The organism is Pseudomonas sp. 58(2021), assembly GCF_017491585.1.
Lineage (GTDB): Bacteria > Pseudomonadota > Gammaproteobacteria > Pseudomonadales > Pseudomonadaceae > Aquipseudomonas > Aquipseudomonas fluorescens_BT.
The window spans coordinates 179,907-201,010 of record NZ_JAFGYZ010000002.1 but is presented as its reverse complement, the minus strand read 5'-3'; the positions used below and the strand labels follow the sequence as shown (position 1 = coordinate 201,010).

The 21,104-nt window shown below is 60.6% G+C and carries 19 protein-coding genes; 7 read left to right on the top strand and 12 right to left on the bottom strand.

Annotated elements, in window-relative coordinates; genetic code table 11:
• Window positions 1-59 precede the first annotated feature (59 nt).
• Together J5M72_RS02990 and J5M72_RS02985 are read left to right on the top strand one after the other, a co-directional pair.
• Window positions 60-1,154, top strand: coding sequence for a catalase family peroxidase (locus tag J5M72_RS02990; RefSeq protein ID WP_207863972.1), 1,095 nt, complete (start codon window positions 60-62; stop codon window positions 1,152-1,154).
• Entirely contained in the window at window positions 1,151-1,696 is a 546-nt protein-coding gene (locus tag J5M72_RS02985) for a cytochrome b (RefSeq protein ID WP_169430986.1), read from the top strand. Before J5M72_RS02990 ends, J5M72_RS02985 begins: the two co-directional genes overlap by 4 nt.
• Window positions 1,697-1,705: 9 nt before the next feature.
• Here J5M72_RS02985 and J5M72_RS02980 read toward each other — a convergent pair whose 3' ends face one another.
• Window positions 1,706-2,911, bottom strand: a complete 1,206-nt coding sequence (locus J5M72_RS02980) for an MFS transporter (protein ID WP_207863971.1) — start codon at window positions 2,909-2,911, stop codon at window positions 1,706-1,708.
• Between the two features lie 151 nt (window positions 2,912-3,062).
• Window positions 3,063-4,214 (bottom strand): M14-type cytosolic carboxypeptidase, encoded by a 1,152-nt coding sequence (locus J5M72_RS02975; protein WP_207863970.1) that lies wholly within the window; start codon window positions 4,212-4,214, stop codon window positions 3,063-3,065.
• Between the two features lie 97 nt (window positions 4,215-4,311).
• Here J5M72_RS02975 and J5M72_RS02970 point away from each other — a divergent pair, with 97 nt between their 5' ends.
• On the top strand, window positions 4,312-4,551 hold the full coding sequence (locus J5M72_RS02970) for a hypothetical protein (protein ID WP_207863969.1): 240 nt from the start codon (window positions 4,312-4,314) through the stop codon (window positions 4,549-4,551).
• Between the two features lie 131 nt (window positions 4,552-4,682).
• Here the strand turns inward: J5M72_RS02970 and J5M72_RS02965 are convergent, their stop codons facing one another.
• Window positions 4,683-5,021, bottom strand: a complete 339-nt coding sequence (locus J5M72_RS02965; RefSeq protein ID WP_169430982.1) for a DUF3077 domain-containing protein — start codon at window positions 5,019-5,021, stop codon at window positions 4,683-4,685.
• A gap of 129 nt (window positions 5,022-5,150) precedes the next feature.
• Here J5M72_RS02965 and J5M72_RS02960 point away from each other — a divergent pair, with 129 nt between their 5' ends.
• A complete protein-coding gene (locus tag J5M72_RS02960; protein WP_085648459.1) occupies window positions 5,151-5,807 on the top strand; it encodes a LexA family transcriptional regulator in 657 nt (218 codons plus the stop codon).
• A 39-nt stretch (window positions 5,808-5,846) separates the two neighbouring features.
• Here J5M72_RS02960 and J5M72_RS02955 read toward each other — a convergent pair whose 3' ends face one another.
• From J5M72_RS02955 to J5M72_RS02940, 4 genes are read right to left on the bottom strand one after another with little or no spacing between them, the layout of a single operon-like run.
• Window positions 5,847-7,796, bottom strand: a complete 1,950-nt coding sequence (locus tag J5M72_RS02955) for an acetyl/propionyl/methylcrotonyl-CoA carboxylase subunit alpha (RefSeq protein WP_207863968.1) — start codon at window positions 7,794-7,796, stop codon at window positions 5,847-5,849.
• Complete coding sequence (locus tag J5M72_RS02950; RefSeq protein WP_207863967.1) at window positions 7,796-8,611, bottom strand: gamma-carboxygeranoyl-CoA hydratase; 816 nt, start codon at window positions 8,609-8,611, stop codon at window positions 7,796-7,798. Before J5M72_RS02950 ends, J5M72_RS02955 begins: the two co-directional genes overlap by 1 nt.
• Window positions 8,612-8,624: 13 nt before the next feature.
• The gene (locus tag J5M72_RS02945; protein ID WP_207863966.1) at window positions 8,625-10,232 is read right to left on the bottom strand and encodes a carboxyl transferase domain-containing protein; all 1,608 of its coding nucleotides are present in this window, start codon (window positions 10,230-10,232) and stop codon (window positions 8,625-8,627) included.
• Window positions 10,233-10,244: 12 nt separating this feature from the next.
• Window positions 10,245-11,408, bottom strand: coding sequence for an isovaleryl-CoA dehydrogenase (locus tag J5M72_RS02940; protein WP_064597789.1), 1,164 nt, complete (start codon window positions 11,406-11,408; stop codon window positions 10,245-10,247).
• A gap of 201 nt (window positions 11,409-11,609) precedes the next feature.
• Between J5M72_RS02940 and J5M72_RS02935 the strand changes: the two genes are divergently transcribed.
• Window positions 11,610-13,307 (top strand): AMP-binding protein, encoded by a 1,698-nt coding sequence (locus J5M72_RS02935; RefSeq protein ID WP_207863965.1) that lies wholly within the window; start codon window positions 11,610-11,612, stop codon window positions 13,305-13,307.
• Window positions 13,308-13,973: 666 nt separating this feature from the next.
• Here the strand turns inward: J5M72_RS02935 and J5M72_RS02930 are convergent.
• The 3 genes from J5M72_RS02930 to J5M72_RS02920 form a co-directional block, all read right to left on the bottom strand.
• Window positions 13,974-14,873 carry a hydroxymethylglutaryl-CoA lyase gene (locus J5M72_RS02930; protein WP_085712431.1) on the bottom strand — a complete coding sequence of 300 codons (900 nt, stop codon included), beginning with the start codon at window positions 14,871-14,873 and terminating at the stop codon, window positions 13,974-13,976.
• Window positions 14,874-15,016: 143 nt separating this feature from the next.
• Complete coding sequence (locus tag J5M72_RS02925; RefSeq protein WP_007951507.1) at window positions 15,017-15,418, bottom strand: MerR family DNA-binding transcriptional regulator; 402 nt, start codon at window positions 15,416-15,418, stop codon at window positions 15,017-15,019.
• A 55-nt stretch (window positions 15,419-15,473) separates the two neighbouring features.
• Entirely contained in the window at window positions 15,474-16,418 is a 945-nt protein-coding gene (locus J5M72_RS02920; protein ID WP_011334997.1) for a LysR family transcriptional regulator, read from the bottom strand.
• Between the two features lie 189 nt (window positions 16,419-16,607).
• Here J5M72_RS02920 and J5M72_RS02915 point away from each other — a divergent pair, with 189 nt between their 5' ends.
• On the top strand, window positions 16,608-17,837 hold the full coding sequence (locus tag J5M72_RS02915) for an acyl-CoA dehydrogenase (protein WP_003223710.1): 1,230 nt from the start codon (window positions 16,608-16,610) through the stop codon (window positions 17,835-17,837).
• A 140-nt stretch (window positions 17,838-17,977) separates the two neighbouring features.
• On the opposite strand, the gene J5M72_RS02910 is transcribed toward J5M72_RS02915, so the two are convergent.
• Both J5M72_RS02910 and xthA read right to left on the bottom strand, forming a co-directional pair.
• Entirely contained in the window at window positions 17,978-19,312 is a 1,335-nt protein-coding gene (locus tag J5M72_RS02910) for a phosphate ABC transporter substrate-binding/OmpA family protein (RefSeq protein WP_207863964.1), read from the bottom strand.
• Window positions 19,313-19,427: 115 nt separating this feature from the next.
• Complete coding sequence (xthA, locus tag J5M72_RS02905; protein ID WP_169430976.1) at window positions 19,428-20,240, bottom strand: exodeoxyribonuclease III; 813 nt, start codon at window positions 20,238-20,240, stop codon at window positions 19,428-19,430.
• 174 nt (window positions 20,241-20,414) lie between these two features.
• Here xthA and J5M72_RS02900 point away from each other — a divergent pair, with 174 nt between their 5' ends.
• Window positions 20,415-21,065, top strand: coding sequence for a GNAT family N-acetyltransferase (locus J5M72_RS02900; protein ID WP_207863963.1), 651 nt, complete (start codon window positions 20,415-20,417; stop codon window positions 21,063-21,065).
• Window positions 21,066-21,104 lie beyond the last annotated feature (39 nt).

Here is a 21,104-nt window from a genome sequence, read left to right as displayed (position 1 = left end):
CCTACGAGGCGTGCGTCTCATAGCACCTTTCCCTATGGCCGATGGCCCTGGAGTTTTTCATGGTTGATCGCAGCTCACCGCCCGGCGGCCCCCAACGCCCGCCACTGAGTGCCGCGAGCCTGGTGTTGCGTCTCGGCGGAATCGCCGTGGTGGTCGCAGCCGTGGCCGGGGCGTTTGCCTACGTTCATGGCAACTTTGACCCACAACGCCTGACGCCCAAGGCGCTGGTCGATGTGCTGGAAAAGAACAACGGCGTGCATCCGGGGTTCCGTCGCAATCACGCCAAGGGTGTTTGCGTCATCGGTCATTTCGAAAGCAGTGGTGAGGCGCGTCCTTACTCTGTCGCGCAAGTGTTCAATGAGCCACGCACTCCGGTAGTCGGTCGATTCGCGCTGCCGGCGGGCAATCCTTATGCGCCGGACAGCGCGGTACCGATTCGCAGTCTGGCGCTGCGCTTCACCCAGGCCAACGGGCAGCAATGGCGCACTGGAATGAACAGCATGCCGGTGTTTCCGGTCGGCACGCCCGAGGCGTTCTATCAGTTGCAACAGGCGCAATTGCCGGACCCGGCGACCGGCAAACCCGATCCCGCCAAAGTGCCGGCATTTTTCGCCGCGCATCCGGAGGCCGTACCGTTCCTGACCTGGGTGAAGACGGCCAAACCTTCGGCCAGCTACGTGACCGAGACTTACAACAGTGTCAACGCGTTCTATCTGGTCGACGCGAGCGGCAAGAAGCAGGCCGTGCGCTGGAGCATGGCGCCGTTGGCCCAGGATGCAGCGGGAGCTGTGGCTCCAGAAGGCAGCGATTTTCTCGAGAAGGATCTGGTGCGACGGCTGGCCGAAGGGCCGCTGCGTTTTCAGTTGAACCTCACGCTGGCCAATGCCGACGATCCGGTGAATGACGCGAGCAAAGTCTGGCCAGCCGGTCGCAAAATGCTGAACGCCGGCACCCTGGTCCTGGAAAAGACTCAGCCGCAACTCAGCGGCGAATGCCGCGACATCAACTATGACCCACTGGTTCTGCCCGCCGGGATAGAAGGCTCCGACGACCCGTTGCTGGCTGCGCGCTCAGCCGGCTACGCCGATTCCTATCTGCGCCGCACCAGTGAAGTCAGTCAATTGCCCACTGGCAAACAGGAGGCACGCCCATGAGAACGCCACCGACGCATTTCAATCCGCTGGCGCGGCTGCTGCACTGGCTGATGGCACTCATGATCATCGCCATGTTGTTCATCGGGGCCGGCATGGTGACCTCGGTGTCAGCGCGGCATGAATGGCTGATCAACCTGCACAAACCTTTGGGTATCGCAATTCTGTTGCTGGTGATCGTGCGCATCCTTGTCCGGTTGGGGACTCGTCAGCCACCACTGCCGGAGGACCTGCCGGGCTGGCAGGTGATGGCAGCCAAGGCGTCGCACCTGTTGCTTTACGCATTGATGCTGGTGTTGCCGCTGCTGGGCTGGGCGATGATCAGTGCGGCGGGGGATCCGGTGATGTTGGGGCGATCCCTGCAATTACCGTCAATCCTTCCGGCGGATGCCCAGGTGTTCGCCTTGCTGCGCAAGGCGCATGGCTATCTGGCCTATCTGCTGTTTCTGACCGTGTTGCTGCATCTGGCTGCCGCGTTGTTTCATGGCTGGGTGCGCCGCGACGAGGTACTCGACAGCATGCTGCGGGGACGGAGTCGCGACTGACCCCGGAGGTTATTCCGACGTGGCGAGGGAGCACTGCTCGCCACGTTTTTGCGGTGCCAATGTTCGCCACCAGTAAAGCAGCGCGACGATATTGATTGCGGCACCCAACCAGCAGACACCCGACCATCCTGCCCAGGCGTACATGGCCGTCGAGGCCATGGGTCCCAGGGCGCTGCCAACCGAATAAAACAGCATGTAGCCGGCAGTCAGTCGGCTCTGTGCCTGTGGGCGAACGCTGTAGATCATGCTCTGGCTCGTGACATGCACGGCTTGCAAGCCCAGATCCAGAGTGATTACGCCGATCAGTAGCGCCCACAACGAGGACTGGGTCAATGCGATCGGCAGCCACGAACCGAGCATCAGCAACAAGGACAGGCCGCTGACCCATTGCCCGAGACCACTGTCCGCCAAGCGTCCGGCTCTTGCAGCCGCCAGTGCGCCAGCCGCGCCGGCCAGTCCGAACAATCCGATTTCACTGTGGGAAAGCGACAGCGGCGGGGCGGCCAGCGGCAGGACCATGGGCGTCCATAGCACCATGGCGCTGGCGAAGGTCAGCAACGCCAGAATCGCCCGTTGTCGCAGCACGGGCTCCTCTCGAAACAGGCTGAACACCGAAGCAATCAATGCTGCGTAGGAGGTTGCCGGTTGGGGGCTCTCATCCTTGGGCAGCGCGCGAAACAGCAACAGCGCCATGATCAGCGTCATTCCTGCCGACAACAGATAGATCGCCCGCCAGCCGGCCAGATCCGCCATCCCGCCGGCTACGGTGCGTGCGAGCAAGATGCCGACCACAATGCCGCTGGTGATCACGCCGACGACGTGTCCGCGTTGCGCCGGGATGGCCAGGGTTGCGGCATAGGCCACCAGCACTTGAGTGACGACGGCGAGCAGGCCGGTCAGGGTCATGCCTACCAGCAGCCAGGTGCTGTTGGTGGCCAGTGCGATCATCAACAGTGCTGCGGCGGACAGCAGGGTTTGCGTGACAATCAAGCGTCGGCGGTTGAGCAGATCGCCGAGCGGCACGAGCAATACCAGTCCGATGCCGTAGCCGACCTGGGTCAGCGTGATGACGATACCGATGCTCGCGGGTGACAGGTTGAATGCTTCGGCCATGGCGTCCAGCAACGGTTGCGCGTAGTACACATTACCGACGGCCAGCCCGCAGGCGATGGCGAACAGCAGCACGACACCGCTGCCGAGTGTTTGCGCTTTCATGTTCTGATTCCTTTTCAGGTTTTAAATTAAAACTGGATTGACGGTAGGTAATCTGGTTTTGTTTTGCAACCTGATTAGGCAAAAAGTGCAACGCAAAAAAAAAGATCGCAGACAGCGCTGCGATCTTTCATGTGGCGAAAAACAGGGGATATCAGCGCAGGGTGTCGACCATGTCGGCGATGGTGGTCAGCACGTCCTTGCCCAATTGCTTCGACCGCTGGCCCGACCAACCGGTAAGCGGGTTCGGCGCATCGTCGTGATCCTTGAACGGCATTTCCAGGGTCAACGACAGGCAGTCGAACTTCTGGCCGACGCTGTTGCAGGCCAGGGTCATGTTGGCCTGACCCGGTTCATCGCGGGTGTAGCCGTACTTGGTCTGGAAGTCCTTGGTGGTGTGTTTCAGATGGCTGCGAAAGTGCTCTTCGAGTTTCTCGATCCGCGGGGTGTAGCCTGGATTGCCTTCGCAGCCGGCAGTGAACACGTGAGGAATTTCTTCGTCGCCGTGTACGTCGAGGAACAGATCGACGCCATATTTTTCCATCTGCTGCTGTACGAAAAGCACTTCCGGGCTGACGTCCTGACTGGCGTTCTGCCAGGCGCGATTCAGGTCCTGGCCCATGGCGTTGGTACGCAGGTGACCGTGGAAGGCACCGTCCGGGTTCATGTTCGGCACCAGATACAGATCGGCACTTTCCAGCAGTTTGTTCAGCACTGGATCGTTGTGATGCTCCAGACGTTCGATCACGCCTTCCATGAACCACTCGGCCATGTGTTCGCCGGGGTGCTGCTGGGCGATGATCCAGATCTTGCGGCGGACTTCGGCACCGGTGCCTTTGCGCAGGAGCTGGATGTCGCGGCCTTCGACGCTTTTGCCGGTGGCCAGCAGTTCGGTGCCGGCCTTGGTCAGCGCTTGCTCGATCAGCCAGTCATGACGGCCACGGCTGTAAGGCTCGAAGTAGGCGAACCAGGCGTGAGTCTGCTCGGCTTCGAGGCAGAAGCGCAGGCTGTCGCCTTCGAATTGGGTTGGAATGCGGAACCAGTTGACGTGGTCGTAGGAAGCGACCGCCTGATAGCCGGTCCAGGCTTTGTTGTAGGAGGACTGGCTGGCGTTGACCAGGCGGAACCAGTGTTCCTGATGAACATGCAGGCCGCTGGCCTTGAAGTGGAACCACTGGAAATGGGCGCTGCGGGTATCTGGCCGAATGGCCAGAACCGGGTTGAGCGGGTTGCTGATGTCGATGACTTGGATGTTGCCGCTGTCGAAGTTGGCGCTGATGTCGAACGAAGATTTGGCCACGGTCATAATCGGTTCCTGAATATGATTTTTATGGCGGCTACTTTACACGCAAGGCAGGGGTGAAACCGAGGGAAATTGCGGGTTGCGGCGGGGGGCGTCTTCCATGACGCGCAGGCAGCTTAGTGGCTGTGCGATTGATTCTCAAGTGCTAATTGGCATTAGTTCGCCCCAATGTGGCCGGGGTTCGCTTGCCAAGCAATATTCTTTTGATATTATCCGCGCCATCGAATTTGCGGCACCCAAAGACTTCATTAGCCTGAAGCCAAAAGCCAGAAAACTGGCAAAAAAAAAGACCCGGCAAAAAGCCGGGTCAAAAACCGTGATTAGCCTGATGAGGAGATAGTCCAGAAGACCGACCTAAGGTCTCTGGCCCATCGACTGATCTCGCGACCAGCTGCTTGCAATAATAATCATTATCATTTGCAAGTCAAACGTTTTTATCTGCGCGATTGGAAAATTCTTTCCTGTCCGTCTTCATCGAACACCGCCATCCAGCGAGTGATCGACCATCGCCCGTGCCATGTCCACCATGTGCACTACCGAAAACGCCAGATCCCGACTGACACCCTGCAGACCATCCGCTGCCTTGAATGCCGTGGCCGCCGCGCATCGCAGCAGATCGGAGGCGTGGACCAGGGATTCTTCGCCGCTCAGGTTGCTGTTTACGCCGAAAAATCGTTCTTCCACGTCCGGCGCTGACACAGCCGGTTTCAAGTAATAGTCCAATGCCCGCTGCGCTGCGGCGCAGCCCTGCGGTGACTTGAAAGTGGTGTCTATCTGCAGGTCGGGCAAGTCGTTGCTGGTGATATTCATGGTGAAAGGTCACTCCTTGGTCGATTCAAATCCGTGACCCAAGAATAGTACTTATAGTATTTGTGACCAGAATTTAAATACTACAATATGTGTTTTGCCGGCCGAAGGCGTCCACGTATGGTGCCGCACATGGATAAATGGATTGAGTTGGTCAAAGCCAAAATGAGTGAACTCAACGTCACTCAAGTCGAGCTCGGCGAGCGCGTCGGCATGTCTCAGGGTGGCATCGGCCATTGGCTGAACAAGCGCCGCGAGCCCGGCATCACGCAGATGAACCGCGTGCTGAAAGCACTGGGCATGGAGTATCTCGAAGTCGCGGTGGTAATTCGTGAACCGCAGATCGATGCGGACGACGAAATGCCTCTGGCACAGAAGTACAACCCTTACTTTCGCTATCCGGTCAGCGAGTGGAATGCGCCGGTCGAGGCCCGTGAAAGTCAGCCAGCGTATTCGAGTGCCAAAGACAAGCGACGTTTCGAACTGACGGATTACCACGCCCGTGGCCCGGCGTTCTGGCTCACGGTAACGGGCAACGCGATGACTGCGCCCACCGGGCAGAGCATTGGCGAGGGGATGATGATCCTGGTGGATCCGGCGCTGGAAGCCGAGCCCGGCAAACTGGTGATCGCCCAATGGCCGGACAGCGACGAGGCAATCTTCCGCAAGCTGATCGAAGAGGGCGGCCAGCGTTACCTGGTGCCGCTCAATCCGACCTGGCCGAAAGCCTTGTTGACCGAAGAGTGCCGAATCATCGGTGTCGTGGTTCAGGCAACCGCCAAATACTAGTCAGATCGATCCTCGCCAGGCGTAGGATCGATCCACCTTTCACGCTTCTTCCAGTTCGACCAGTGCGCTGCCTTCGCTGACCATTTCGCCTTCCTGGCAATACAGCGCCTTGATCACGCCGGCATGGGGCGCGCGGATGCTGTGCTCCATCTTCATCGCTTCCAGCACCACCAATTGAGCGCCGGCCTCAACCGCTTGCCCGGCCTCCACCAGCACCCGCACGATGCTGCCGTTCATCGGCGCCGTCAGACCGCCCTGATGGCTGTGACTGGCTTCGACAGCGCTGATCGGGTCGTACGTTTCAACGCGTCGCAGCTCGCCGTCCCATTGCAGATACAGAAACTCTCCACGACGAATCGCACGCAGCTGTCGACGCAGCCCATCGTGCTCGAGCACCAGATGCTCGCCGATCAGTTTTGCATTGCCGTCAGCACCGAGCGTCAACGCCCGATCCTGCCCCTCGCAGCTCAAATGCAGAGCGATTTCCCGTGGCAACCCGGCGCGCAAACCACTGTGAAGCGCCCAAGGCGAAGCGGGATCATCCGCCCGAGCCATCCCCGGCAGGCTCTGTGCAAAAGCCTGCGCCGCCGCCTCCCAGAATTCATCGCTCAGCGCAGCAGGCGCTGGCAGCAACTGTTCCTGATAACGCGGAATGAACCCGGTATCCAGCTCCGCCGCCGCAAACGCCGGATGCCCGATGATCCGCCGCAGGAAGTTGATGTTGGTCTTCAGCCCGCCAATCGCAAACTCGTCGAGCATGCTCAGCAGCCGTAAACGCGCCTGCTCACGATCCTCGCCCCAGGCAATCAGCTTGCCGAGCATCGGGTCATAGAACGGCGAAATCTCATCGCCTTCCTCAACGCCGCTGTCCACACGACGCCCCGGCCCGGCGGCGGATTCACGATACAGATCCAGACGCCCGGTCGCCGGCAGGAAATCATTGGAAGGATCTTCCGCATACAACCGCACCTCAATCGCATGCCCGTTCAGCGGCACCTGATCCTGTGTGATCGGCAACGCTTCGCCACGGGCGACGCGAATCTGCCAGGCCACCAGATCGAGCCCGGTAATGGCTTCGGTGACCGGGTGTTCGACCTGTAGCCGCGTGTTCATCTCCATGAAGAAGAACTCGCCGCGCGCGTCCAGCAGAAATTCCACTGTGCCGGCGCCGACGTAACCGATGGCCTGCGCCGAACGCACAGCCGCTTCACCCATCGCCCGACGCAGTTCCGGACTCAAGCCCGGTGCCGGTGCTTCTTCAACGACCTTCTGGTGCCGGCGCTGGATCGAGCAGTCACGCTCGTTCAGGTACAGGCAATTGCCATGCTGATCGGCGAACACCTGGATTTCCACGTGACGCGGCTTGAGCAGGTATTTCTCCACAAGCATCCGCGAATCGCCGAACGACGACTGCGCTTCACGCTGGGCCGAGGCCAACGCTTCAGCCAGTTGGCTGACGTCTTCAACGACCTTCATGCCTTTACCGCCACCACCGGCGGTGGCCTTGAGCAGTACCGGATAGCCGATGCGCTCGCAAGCATCGCGGAAGGTGTCCAGATCCTGGGCTTCACCGTGATAGCCCGGCACCAGCGGCACGCCAGCCGTTTCCATCAGGGCTTTGGCGGCGGATTTGCTGCCCATCGCGTCGATGGCCGAGGCGGGGGGGCCGAGGAAAATCAGGCCAGCGGCTTCGATGGCGCGGGCAAACCCGGCGTTCTCCGACAGAAAACCATAACCCGGGTGAATCGCCTGAGCGCCGCTGGCTTTGGCCGCTGCGATCAGTTTGTCGATTTGCAGGTAGCTGTCGGCGGCTTTGCTGCCGCCCAGATCGACACGAATATCCGCTTCACGGCTGTGCCGCGCTTCACGGTCGGTGGCGCTGTGCACGGCAACGGTGGTCAGGTCCAAAGCCTTGGCGGTCCGCATGACCCGGCAAGCGATTTCGCCACGGTTGGCCACCAGCAGGGTGGTGAGAACAGGTGCGCTCATCAACGCGGCTCCTTGGTGGTGGTTGCGGCTTGCCAGCTCGGCGGACGCTTCTGCAAAAAGGCCCGCAAGCCTTCCTGGCCTTCCGGGCTGACGCGGATGCGGGCGATGGCGTTTTCGGTGTAGCGGCGCAGGGCCGGAGTCAGCGCGCCGTTGCCGACTTCACGCAGCAGATCTTTGCTGGCGCGCATGGCGGCGGGGCTGTTGAGCAGCAGATTGTCGATCCATTGCTCGACTTTCTGTTCAAGCTCGGTCGCCGGATAGCTCTCGGACAACAAACCGATTTCACGCGCTCGCTGCCCGCCGAAACGCTCGGCCGTCAGCGCATAACGCCGCGCCGCACGTTCGCCGATGGCTTGCACCACGAACGGGCTGATCACCGCCGGCGCCAGACCAATGCGCACTTCCGACAGGCAGAACTGAGCGTCATCGGCGCCAATCGCCATGTCGCAGCAACTGATCAGACCCAGCGCGCCGCCGAACGCCGCGCCTTGCACCACGGCCACGGTCGGGATTTTCAGTTTGGCGAGGTTGTACATCAGCTCCGCCAATTCCCGGGCGTCGTCGAGGTTGGTGTGGTAATCGAGCTCGGCCGATTGCTGCATCCAGGCCAGATCCGCGCCGGCGCTGAAGTGTTTGCCGCGTCCGCGCACCAGCAGGAAACGCAGGCTGGCGTCGCTGGCGACCTTGTCCAGCACCAGGATCAGTTCGCGGATCATCTCGGCGTTGAACGCGTTGTTCTTTTCTTCGCGGCTCAGCCACAGGGTCGCGAAACCCCGTGGATCGCTCTGCAATTCGAGGGTGTTGAAGTCGCTCATGAGGTTCTCCCGATCACATCCGGAACACGCCGAAGCGGTTCGGTTCGATTGGCGCGTTCAACGACGCGGACAAGGCCAGGGCCAGTACATCGCGGGTTTGTGCCGGGTCGATGACGCCGTCGTCCCACAGCCGTGCGCTGGAGTAATAGGGGTGACCCTGTTCTTCGTACTGGTCGAGAATCGGTTGCTTGATTTCGCTTTCCTGCTCGGCACTGAATGCCTGGCCGCTGCGTTCGGCCTGCTCGCGCTTGACCTGAACCAGCACGCCGGCCGCCTGTTCGGCGCCCATCACGCCGATTCGCGCATTCGGCCACATCCACAGGAAACGCGGATCGTAGGCCCGTCCGCACATGCCGTAGTTACCGGCACCGAAGCTGCCGCCGATGATCACGGTGAATTTCGGCACCTTGGCGCACGCCACGGCGGTCACCAGTTTGGCGCCGTGTTTGGCGATGCCGCCGGCCTCGTATTTCTGGCCGACCATGAAGCCTGTGATGTTCTGCAGGAACAGCAGCGGGATGCCGCGCTGGCAGGCCAGTTCGATGAAGTGCGCGCCTTTTTGCGCGGCTTCGGCGAACAGGATGCCGTTGTTGGCGAGGATCGCGATCGGGTAGCCGTGCAGGTGGGCGAAACCGCACACCAGCGTGGTGCCGAACAAGGCTTTGAATTCATCGAACACCGAACCGTCCACCAGTCGCGCAATCACTTCACGCACATCGAACGGCTGCTTGGCGTCCGCCGAAACCACGCCGTACAACTCGTCGCTGGCGTACAGCGGCGCAATCGGTGCGCGCTGCTGCACTTCGCCGAGCTTGCGCCAGTTGAGGTTGGCGACGCTGCGGCGGGCGAGGGCGAGGGCGTGCTCGTCGCTTTCGGCGTAGTGGTCGGCGACCCCGGAGGTCTTGCAGTGCACATCGGCCCCGCCGAGGTCTTCGGCGCTGACCACCTCTCCGGTCGCGGCTTTCACCAGCGGCGGGCCGGCGAGGAAAATCGTCGCCTGATTGCGCACCATGATCGCTTCGTCAGCCATCGCCGGCACGTAAGCGCCGCCGGCGGTGCAGGAGCCCATGACCACGGCAATCTGCGGAATGCCCATGGCGCTCATGTTGGCCTGGTTGAAGAAGATCCGCCCGAAGTGCTCGCGATCCGGGAACACTTCGTCCTGACGCGGCAAGTTGGCGCCACCCGAGTCCACCAGATAAATACACGGCAAGCGGTTTTGCTGGGCGATTGTCTGGGCGCGCAGGTGTTTCTTCACGGTCAGCGGGTAGTACGAGCCACCTTTCACGGTCGCGTCGTTGGCGACGATCATGCACTCGACGCCTTCCACGCGACCGATCCCGGCAATCACGCCTGCGGCCGGCACGTCTTCGCCATAAACGGCGTGGGCGGCCAATTGACTGATTTCCAGAAACGGCGAGCCCGGATCGAGCAAGCGGTTGATCCGCTCACGGGGCAGCAGTTTGCCGCGCGAGGTGTGCCGTTCCTGAGCTTTCGCGCCGCCGCCCTGAGCCACTTGGGCGAGCAGGGTGTGCAGGGCGTCGACCTGTTTGAGCATCGCCGCGCTGTTGGCAGCGAACTCCGCTGAACGAGGGTTGAGCTGGGTATGCAGGATAGCCATGGGCAGCTCCGTTTAGCGGGTTTCGTTGAACAGTTCGCGACCGATGAGCATGCGGCGGATTTCACTGGTGCCGGCGCCGATTTCGTACAGCTTGGCGTCACGCAACAGACGGCCGGCGGGGAATTCGTTGATGTAACCGTTACCGCCGAGAATCTGGATCGCGTCCAGGGCCATTTGCGTGGCGCGTTCGGCGGTGTAAAGGATCACGCCGGCGGCGTCCTTGCGCGTGGTCTCGTTGCGCTCGCAGGCCTGGGCCACGGCGTAGAGGTAGGCGCGGCTGGCGTTGAGCTGGGTGTACATGTCGGCGACTTTGCCCTGGATCAGCTGGAATTCGCCGATGCTCTGGCCGAACTGCTTGCGGTCGTGGATGTACGGCACGATCAGGTCCATGCACGACTGCATGATCCCGGTCGGGCCACCGGACAGCACGACGCGCTCGTAATCGAGGCCGCTCATCAGCACCTTCACGCCGCCGTTGAGTACGCCGAGGATGTTTTCTTCCGGCACTTCGACGTCATCGAAGAACAGCTCGCAAGTGTTGGAGCCGCGCATGCCGAGCTTGTCGAACTTGTTGCTGCGGCTGAAGCCTTTCCAGTCGCGCTCGACGATGAACGCGGTGATGCCGTGGGGGCCTTTTTCCAGGTCGGTCTTGGCGTAGATCACGTAGGTGTTGGCATCTGGGCCGTTGGTGATCCAGGTCTTGCTGCCGTTGAGTACGAAACGGTCGCCGCGTTTATCGGCGCGCAGTTTCATCGAAACCACGTCGGAACCGGCGTTCGGCTCGCTCATCGCGAGTGCGCCGACGTGTTCGCCGCTGATCAGCTTCGGCAGGTATTTGGTTTTCTGTTCGTGGTTGCCGTTGCGGTTGATCTGGTTCACGCAGAGGTTGGAATGGGCGCCGTAGGACAACGCCACGGAAGCCGAGCCACGGCTGATTTCTTCCATCGCCACGACGTGCGCCAAATAACCCAGGCCAGCGCCGCCGTACTCTTCCGGCACGGTGATGCCGAGCAGGCCCATGTCACCGAACTTGCGCCACAGATCAGCCGGGAACAGGTTGTCGCTGTCGATCTGCGCGGCACGCGGAGCGATCTCTTTGGCGACAAAGGACTGAACCTGATCGCGCAGCATGTCGATGGTTTCACCGAGGGCAAAGTTCAGGGATGGGTAGCTCATGGGTCACCTTTTGGCTTTTTTGTAGGGTGGGGAGGGCGGCGTTTTGGCTCTCACCTTTACGTTAACGTAAGCCTGTGACGAATGGCTGTCAATCACCCTTTACGTTAACGTCAACTTGAGCGAGAGTAGGGCCAGTTCTGAATGGTCGGAGCTCATATGGCTCCGGTCCAACACCCACTAATAAAGACAATAGGGGTCGTCATGGATCAACCCAGTGCAAACCCGCAGCGCAGCTACACCCGTGGTTCCCAGGACAAAGCCTTGCTGGCGATGACCATCGGGCAGAAGTTCGACGAAACTGTCGCGCAGTACCCGGACGGCGAGGCGCTGGTGGTGCGTCATCAGCAGCTGCGGTACACCTGGCGGCAACTGGCCGACGCGGTGGACGTGCATGCCAGAGCCCTGCTGGCGTTGGGTTTGCAGGCCGGTGATCGGCTCGGCATCTGGGCACCGAACTGCGCGCAGTGGTGCATCGCTCAGTTCTCCACCGCGAAGCTCGGCGTGATTCTGGTCAACATCAACCCGGCCTACCGCAGCTCCGAACTCGAATACGTGCTCAAGCAATCCGGTTGCCAATGGCTGGTCTGCGCCGGGGCGTTCAAGAGCTCCAACTATCACGGCATGTTGCAAGGCTTGCTGCCGGAACTGGCCGAGCAATCCATCGGCGAACTGCGCAGCGAGCGCCTGCCGGAGTTGCGTGGCCTGATCAGCCTCGATTCACAGCCGCCTTCGGGTTTTCTCCCGTGGTCGCAACTGGCCGATCTGGCCGCCAGTGTCTCTCCAGAACAATTGCGTGAACGCAGCGACAGCCTGCACTTCGATCAGCCCGTCAACATTCAGTACACCTCCGGCACCACCGGTTTCCCCAAGGGCGCGACCCTCAGTCACTACAACATCCTCAACAACGGTTACATGGTTGGCGAAAGCCTCGGCCTGACCGCTGTCGATCGGCTGGTGATCCCGGTGCCGCTGTATCACTGCTTCGGCATGGTCATGGGCAACTTAGGCTGTATCACTCACGGCAGTACGATGATTTATCCCAACGACGCCTTCGATCCGCTGCTGACCCTGAGCACCGTCGCCGAAGAAAAGGCCACCGCGCTGTACGGTGTGCCGACCATGTTCATCGCCATGCTCGATCAACCGCAGCGCGCCGAGTTCGACCTGTCGACCCTGCGAACCGGGATCATGGCCGGCGCCACTTGCCCGATCGAGGTGATGCGCCGAGTTATCAACGAAATGCACATGAGCGAAGTGCAGATCGCCTACGGCATGACCGAAACCAGCCCCGTGTCCCTGCAGACCGGGCCATCGGACGAACTGGAGCTGCGCGTCACCACCGTCGGCCGCACCCAGCCACAACTCGAAAGCAAAATCATCGACGAGGCCGGCAACCCGGTACCGCGCGGCACCATCGGCGAACTGTGCACCCGTGGCTACAGCGTGATGCTCGGCTACTGGAACAACCCGAATGCCACCGCCGAAGCCATCGACGCAGCAGGCTGGATGCACACCGGCGACCTGGCGAGCATGAACGACGAGGGTTACGTGTGCATCGCCGGCCGCAACAAGGACATGATCATCCGTGGCGGCGAAAACATTTACCCGCGTGAACTGGAAGAGTTCTTCTTCACCCATCCAGCGGTGGCGGACGTGCAGGTGATCGGCATTCCCTGCTCGCGTTACGGCGAGGAAATCGTCGCCTGGATCAAATTCCATCCCGGCCACAGTGCGACCGAACAAGAACTGCAAGCGTGGTGCAAGGAGCGCATCGCCCACTTCAAGACGCCGCGTTACTTCAAGTTTGTGGAGGAGTTTCCGATGACGGTGACGGGCAAGATCCAGAAATTCCGGATGCGTGAGATCAGTATCGAAGAATTACGCGAAAAGCACGCCTGACACAGATCAAATGTGGGAGCGAGCTTGCCCGCGAATGCAGTGTGCCATTCACCAAGCATGTTGGCTGACCTGACGCATTCGCGAGCAAGCCCGCTCCCACATGGCGGCGGCGGTGAAAACAGGAATCACAGGAAGCACAAAGGGGAGCCGAAGCTCCCCTTTAATTTTGTCGTCGCGTGCTCTTTTTATTATTGAGGGTCGGTCTGTTGTTGTTTTTGGCAACCGTGGCCCTTTACCGCTGTTTTTGGCGACCCCCATCCGGGGTCAAGAGCAAACGTATTTTTTTGAGCGCTGATCTGCTTTCTCGTCTAGCGATCCAACCGATTCGGGAGCTACCTGAAGGTAGTTTTATTGTTCTCTGCCCGGTTGCGGGTCATTCCGAGGAACACCCTGAAAAGCACACCTTCTCCAAAAAAATCTGTTAGCTGCGTCTCTGCCGTGTTGTTTTTGTTATGTCAGAGTCGGTACGTCTTATTTTTATTGGTTTGCTGCTTTTTATTCTTGTTATGCCATAGAGATAGCAGAAGCCGTGCCAACTTTTCAAAACCCTTGTAAATCAATGGTTTGAGATTTTTGAGGGGTTTTTCCTTCAGGCTAAACCAGACAATTTGTTTCCGTGTTACTCGCTTGCGCCCACGTTTCGCACTCGGCGGTAACACCATCCCCTCACTGTGCGCTACGAGCCTTGGCCACGCGCGATCCAGTTGGGCGACCCAGCACGGCACTGATCTGCTGGCCGGCGGCAATCAAGGCGTCGAGGTCGATACCGGTCTCGATGCCCAGGCCGTTGAGCAGGTACACCACGTCTTCGGTGGCGACGTTACCGCTGGCGCCTTTGGCGTACGGGCAGCCGCCGAGGCCGGCGATCGAGCTGTCGAACACCGCGATGCCTTCCAGCAGGCTGGCGTAAATGTTGGCCATGGCCTGGCCATAGGTATCGTGGAAGTGGCCGGCGAGTTTCTCTCGCGGCACCTGCTTCGAGACCACTTCGAACAGCCGGCGGGTGGCGCCCGCGGTGCCGGTGCCGATGGTGTCACCCAGCGATACTTCGTAGCAGCCCATCGCGTACAGCTCGCGGGCCACCATCGCCACTTGTTCCGGCGCGACCTCGCCTTCATAAGGGCAGCCCAGCACACAGGACACGTAACCGCGCACGGTAACGCCGTGCTGTTTCGCCGATTCCATGATCGGCGCGAACCGCGCCAGGCTTTCGCTGATCGAGCAATTGATGTTGCGCTGCGAGAACGCCTCGGACGCAGCGGCAAACACCGCGACTTCCTTAACCCCGGCGGCCAGCGCATCTTCAAAACCGCGCAGGTTCGGCGCCAGCGCGCCGTAGGTCACGCCGGGCTTGCGCTGGATCTGCGCGAACACCTCGGCGGAACCGGCCATTTGCGGCACCCATTTGGGCGAAACGAAACTGCCGACTTCTATATAGCCGAGGCCGGCGGCGCTCAACGCGTCGACCAGTTGCACCTTGTCGGCGACGCTGATGGGCTGGGCTTCGTTCTGCAGGCCGTCACGCGGGCCGACTTCGATCAGGCGTACTTGGGAGGGGAGGGACATGGCGTTGACCTGCTGTTTGAATTCCTGCGGAACCCTTGTGGGAGCGGGCTTGCTCGCGAAGGCGGAGTGTCAGCCGACAAATCTGATTCTGAAACACCGCATTCGCGGGCAAGCCCGCTCCCACAGGAGATGAATTGTGGCTGTTACTGCGCGACTTGCTGACTCTTGAGCGTCTGCTCCAGCGCCTGCACGCAGCGTTCTTCGGCGGTGTCGAGTTCCAGCTTCATCTGTTCGATGTCCAGCAGTTGCTGTTCAAGCTGTTCACGGCGTTCGCTGATTTTCGCCAGCATGCTGTTGAGTTGTTTGGTGTTACCGCTGGAGGGGTCGTAGAGCTCGATCAGCTCGCGGCACTCGGCCAGGGAAAAACCGATGCGCTTGCCCCGCAGGATCAGCTTCAGGCTGACCTTGTCGCGTGGCGAATAGATACGTTCCTGGCCGCGGCGCTCGGGGCTGAGCAGGCCTTGTTCTTCATAGAAACGGATCGCCCGGGTGGTGATGTCCAGCTCGCGGGCGAGGTCGGAAATGCTGTAAGTCTGGCTGCTCATGAAAGCGCTCGAAGAAGGGTCTTGGCGCTAAGCTAATGGCAGGTTGACGTTTACGTCAAGTGGCGGGCGCCTGCAGCTTGTCGAGCTTCTTCTCGTGCGCTGTCACTTGCTGGCACAACTCGATCATCTGCTCGCGCATCCAGCGGTTGGCCGGGTCCTGATCGGTGCTTTCGTGCCAGTACAAATGGGTTTCCACCGGCGGCACATCGTTGACCGGCAGATTGAACGCATGCAGGTCATGGCGCCGGGCGAACCGCTCCGGCACGGTCATCACCATGTCGGTCTGCTGCAACACCTGGGACGCCATCAGATAGTGCTGCGAGCGCAGGGCGATCTTGCGCTGGATGCCCATTTTGCCCAGGGCCAGATCGACGTGGCCCAGGCCACTGCGCCGGCTGGAAATATGAATGTGGGTCAGCGACAGGTAATCGTCGAGGGTGAATTTTTCCTTGGTCGCCAGCGGATGACCCTTGCGCATCGCGCAGACGTAACGGTCTTCCATCAGCTTGACGTGGCGCACCTGCGGGTCGGTGTTGAGTGGCGCATCCACGGCAAAGTCGAGACGCCCGGCAGCCAGTTCCTTGGTGGTTTCCCGGCGTTTGGACAGAAAGCTTTCGATGATCACAGTCGGCGCCAGGCGACGCAGGCGCTGGAACAGTGGCGGCAGAATCACCGCCTCGGTCAGGTCGGTCATGCTGATGCGGTAGGTCTTGACCGCTTGCGATGGGTTGAAAATCCGGCTTTCCTGAACCGATACCCGCAGCAGCGACAGCGCGTTGCGCACCGGGCCGATGATGTTCTGTGCCATGGGCGTCGGCACCATGCCCTGGGCCGTGCGTACGAAGAGCGGGTCGTTGAAGGTCTCACGCAACCGCGCCAAGGCGTTGGACACCGCTGGCTGGGTGATGCCGACAATCTGCCCGGCGCGGGTCAGGTTGGCTTCGGTGTAGATCGCGTCGAAGACGATGAAAAGGTTGAGGTCGACCTTGCTCAGATTCATTACGCGGCTCTCTTGTTATAGGGGCTTGTCATAGGTGGATGGCGCGGGTCAGGGCGGCCAGGAAAATCAACCAATCATATATCGGTGATGAATGTTTATACACGCCGAGAATAGGCTAGGTAAATTATCAACGCTGTTCTAGCATCGATTGCATGACTTAAACAACCTGCCGAAAAAAGGTAATTGCTCATGGATTTCGCTTATTCGCCCAAGGTGCAAGAACTGCGTGAGCGCGTGACCGCGTTCATGGACACTTACGTTTACCCGGCCGAAGCCGTGTTCGAACGGCAGGTTGCCGAGGGCGACCGCTGGCAGCCGACCGCAATCATGGAAGAGCTCAAGGCCAAGGCGAAAGCTGAAGGGCTGTGGAATTTGTTTCTGCCTGAGTCGGAGCTCGGCGCCGGCCTGACCAACCTCGAATACGCGCCATTGGCAGAAATCATGGGCCGTTCGTTGCTCGGTCCCGAGCCGTTCAACTGCTCGGCGCCGGACACCGGCAACATGGAAGTGCTGGTGCGTTACGCCAACGAAGAACAGAAGCAGCGCTGGCTTGAACCGCTGTTGCGCGGCGAGATCCGCTCGGCGTTTGCCATGACCGAACCGGACGTCGCGTCCTCCGACGCCACCAACATGGCCGCCCGTGCCGTGCGCGATGGTGACGAGTGGGTGATCAACGGCAAGAAATGGTGGACCTCCGGGGCCTGCGATCCGCGCTGCAAGATCCTGATCTTCATGGGCCTGAGCAACCCCGACGCTCCGCGCCACGCCCAGCACTCGATGATCCTGGTGCCGGTCGACACCCCCGGCGTGAAGATTGTCCGCCCGCTGCCGGTGTTCGGTTACGACGACGCACCTCACGGCCACGCCGAAGTGCTGTTCGACAACGTGCGAGTGCCGTACGAAAACGTCTTGCTCGGTGAAGGACGCGGCTTCGAAATCGCTCAAGGTCGCCTTGGCCCGGGCCGGATTCACCACTGCATGCGTTCGATCGGCATGGCCGAGCGTGCACTGGAACTGATGTGCAAACGTTCGGTAAGCCGTACCGCGTTCGGCAAACCGCTGGCGCGCCTGGGCGGTAACGTCGACAAGATCGCCGACTCGCGGATGGAGATCGACATGGCGCGTCTGCTGACCCTGAAAGCGGCGTACATGATGGACACCGTGGGTAACAAGGTCGCCAAGAGCGAAATCGCGCAGATCAAGGTCGTCGCACCGAACGTCGCGTTGCGGGTGATCGACCGGGCGATCCAGATTCATGGCGGGGCCGGGGTCTCGAACGATTTTCCGCTGGCCTACATGTACGCCATGCAACGCACCCTGCGCCTGGCCGACGGCCCGGACGAAGTGCACCGAGCGGCGATCGGCAAGTTCGAGATCGGCAAGTATGTGCCGAAGGAAATGCTGCGTAGCGGTCATTAAGACCGCGGTGCCTGCTATCGCGAGCAGGCTCGCTCCCACGGGTTCGCTGGTGTCCACACACTTTGTGTTCACTGGAGATCTAATGTGGGAGCGAGCCTGCTCGCGATGGGGCCTGCTCGTTCAACGCATCACCAACAAATTCAGTAAACCCAAACCTCAACCCGCCGATTCTTGATCCTGCCTTCATCCCCGCTGTTGGTCGCCACCGGCATCAGCGCGCCAAACCCGCGCACTTCGCGCAACACCACGCCGTTTTTCACCAACTCCCGGCGTACCGCCATCGCCCGCAGCTTCGACAGCAAATCCGCCCGTGCCGGGTCGTCCTTGGCGTCGCCGAATCCCACCAGCGTTACCGCGCGGTCGGTCTTGTCGTGGTGCTTTATATAGTCGAATACCCGGGCCAGATCCTGCCGGGCCTTGTTGTCGAGGCTGGCGCTGCCTTCTTCGAACCGGAAGTTCACGGTCAGACGCTGGGCGTGCCGGCTGAGGGATTGATAACCCTCGGGCATCAGCGCATTGGGCGTGACCGAGATGGCGTGCACGGTCTGGGCGATAAAACCGTTGGCCGCGACAATCGCCTGGCCTTGGCGGCTTTGCGCAAAATCCACCAAAGCTGCGGCCCACGGATTTTGATTGTCGGGTGGCAAATAGAAGAACAGTCGGCGGGACAGTGGATAGTCTTCGGTGGCAATCAGGCTGGCCAGTGGCAGCATGGCCTGGGATTGCCCGTCGACAATCGCCACGGCTTTGGCCTGGCGCACATAGGGCAAACCAATAAAACCGATGGCCTGGGGATCGGCGCTCACGGCGTCGGACAATTGCTCGCTCGATTCGAAACGTTTCGCCGAGCTGTTCAGGGTTTTCCCACGACGGCTGAGGACAAGTTCCTTGAACGTGTCATAGGTGCCGGACTGATCATCCCGCGCATATAAATGAATCGTCCCACCCTTGCCGCCGACGTCTTCCCACGTCTTCGCCTCGCCGCTGAAGATTCGCGCCAGTTGTTCTGTGTTCAGTTGATTCAGCGGATTGTCGGGATGGAGGATGATCGCCAGACCATCGATGGCGATGACTTGCTCGGCGCCGGGGCTTTTCAGATCGCCCCGCACTTGCAGGTTCAGCAGTTCGCTGTCCTTGATCGGGCGCGACGACGCAGCCAGATCTGCGCTGGCGTTCTTGAGTGCAGTGAAACCGGTGCTGGAACCATGGGCGGCGATTTCCACCACGACCCGCTTACCTTGAGCCGTGAGGCCGACGACCCGTTGTTCGTTGGCGGTGTCCGGGGTTTCGCTGTGGATTTTCAACAGCCCCTGATCTTGCAGCAAGCCTTCCACCAATGCCGGACCCAGCGCCGCACCAATGGTGTTGGAACCCTGGATGCGCAAGGCCGGGCCGTTCTCGGGAATGGGTAACGCCGCGGCCGAAACCTGCAGCCAGCCGCTCAGGAGAAAGACGAACAGAACACGCAGGGTCATGCCGGCACCGATTGCAGCCAAGGGGATTGCCGGGGAGATTAAGTCAGTGAGGTTGCTGAAAGATGACAGGACAGAAGATCACAACCGCCGGCCGTGATCTTCTGCTTCAAGCGGGTCAGCTCAATTCCAGCCAGATCGGCGCATGATCCGAAGGCTTTTCCATCCCGCGCAATTCATAGTCAACGCCGGCCGCTTTCACCCGTGGCAGCAAGCCATGGGACGCCAGAATCACATCGATGCGCAGACCGCGCTTCGGCTCGTCTTCAAACCCGCGGCTGCGGTAGTCGAACCAGCTGAACATGTCCGTCACGTCCGGGTTCAGGTGACGGAAGCTGTCGGTCAGGCCCCAGTTTTTCAGGCGGGCCATCCACTCGCGTTCTTCCGGCAGGAAGCTGCATTTACCGGTTTTCAGCCAGCGCTTCATGTTGTCCGGGCCAATGCCGATGTCGCTGTCTTCCGGGGAAATGTTCACGTCGCCCATCACCACCAGTGGCTGTTGATTGTGGAACTGGCTTTCCAGCAACGCCTGCAAATCGCTGTAGAAGCGCTGCTTGGCCGGGAATTTGGTCGGGTGGTCGCGGCTTTCGCCCTGTGGGAAATAGCCGTTCATGATCGTCACCGGCACGCCGTTGGCGTCGGCGAATGTGCCCCAGATAAAGCGCCGCTGCGCGTCTTCTTCATCGGTGGCAAAGCCCTTGTGCACGGCAATCGGCTCCTGGCGCGAGAGCAGGGCAACGCCGTAATGACCTTTCTGACCGTGGAAATACACGTGATAACCCAGGGCCCGTACGTCTTCCAGCGGGAACTGGTCGTCGTGGACTTTGGTTTCCTGCAGGCCGATGACGTCCGGCTGATGCTTTTCGATCAGCGCCGCCAGCTGATGCGGGCGAGCCCGCAGTCCGTTGATGTTGAAGGAAACGATCTTCATGGTCGGCAGTCCTGGCAAAAGGGCGATGCTAGCTGACATGTAGGATCTGGGCCAGCGTGGCGGTAGTCCATATGCGCTGCTAATGTCTTTCGGGTGTGGGAACGATCCCTTCAGCCCAAGGCTCGTATAACAAGAACGGGGCCTGTTGAGTTCCGTCCAGGGAGAATCACCGTCATGCCTGAAACCTCGACCGCCATCGCCGACATCCACATGCTCGACCGCGGCTATTCCCGTGAAGCGCGCTCCTTGCTGTATCAGGCCTATCGTCACGAGCCGACTTTCGCTTACCTGTTCGAGGCCGAACGTCCGGGGTACGAACAACGCGTGCGCGCCACGGTGCGGGAACTGGTTAAACAGCATTTTCTGCAGGATCTGCCGGCCATTGGCCTGCTGGTCAACGATCGCTTGATCGGCATTGCCCTGATCGCGCCGCCGCAACGACGACTGGGTGTCACCGAAAGCTGGGCCTGGCGTTTGCGCATGGTGTTGAGCACTGGTTTTCGCTGCACCCGGCGCTATCTGGAATATCACGCCGCCGTTGAAGCCTGCGTGCCCACCGACTCGGTGCACATGCTGCCGCTGCTGGGCGTGCATCCGCAATTTCAGGGCAAACACTTCGGCGAACAGCTGCTGCAAGCGGTACATAACTGGTGCGCGGTGGACGAAAACTCCCAGGGCGTGATCCTCGATACCGGCAACCCGAGATACCTGGAGTTTTACAAGCGTCAGGGCTACGAGGAAATCGGCGAAGTCGCCGTCGGCCCGGTGCGTGAACACGTGTTTTTCCACGCCAACCCGCAGGTGTTACAAACTGCAATGGCTTGAGGGTCGAACTTTCCGCGCACCCCAAGGCTCTATCACGCT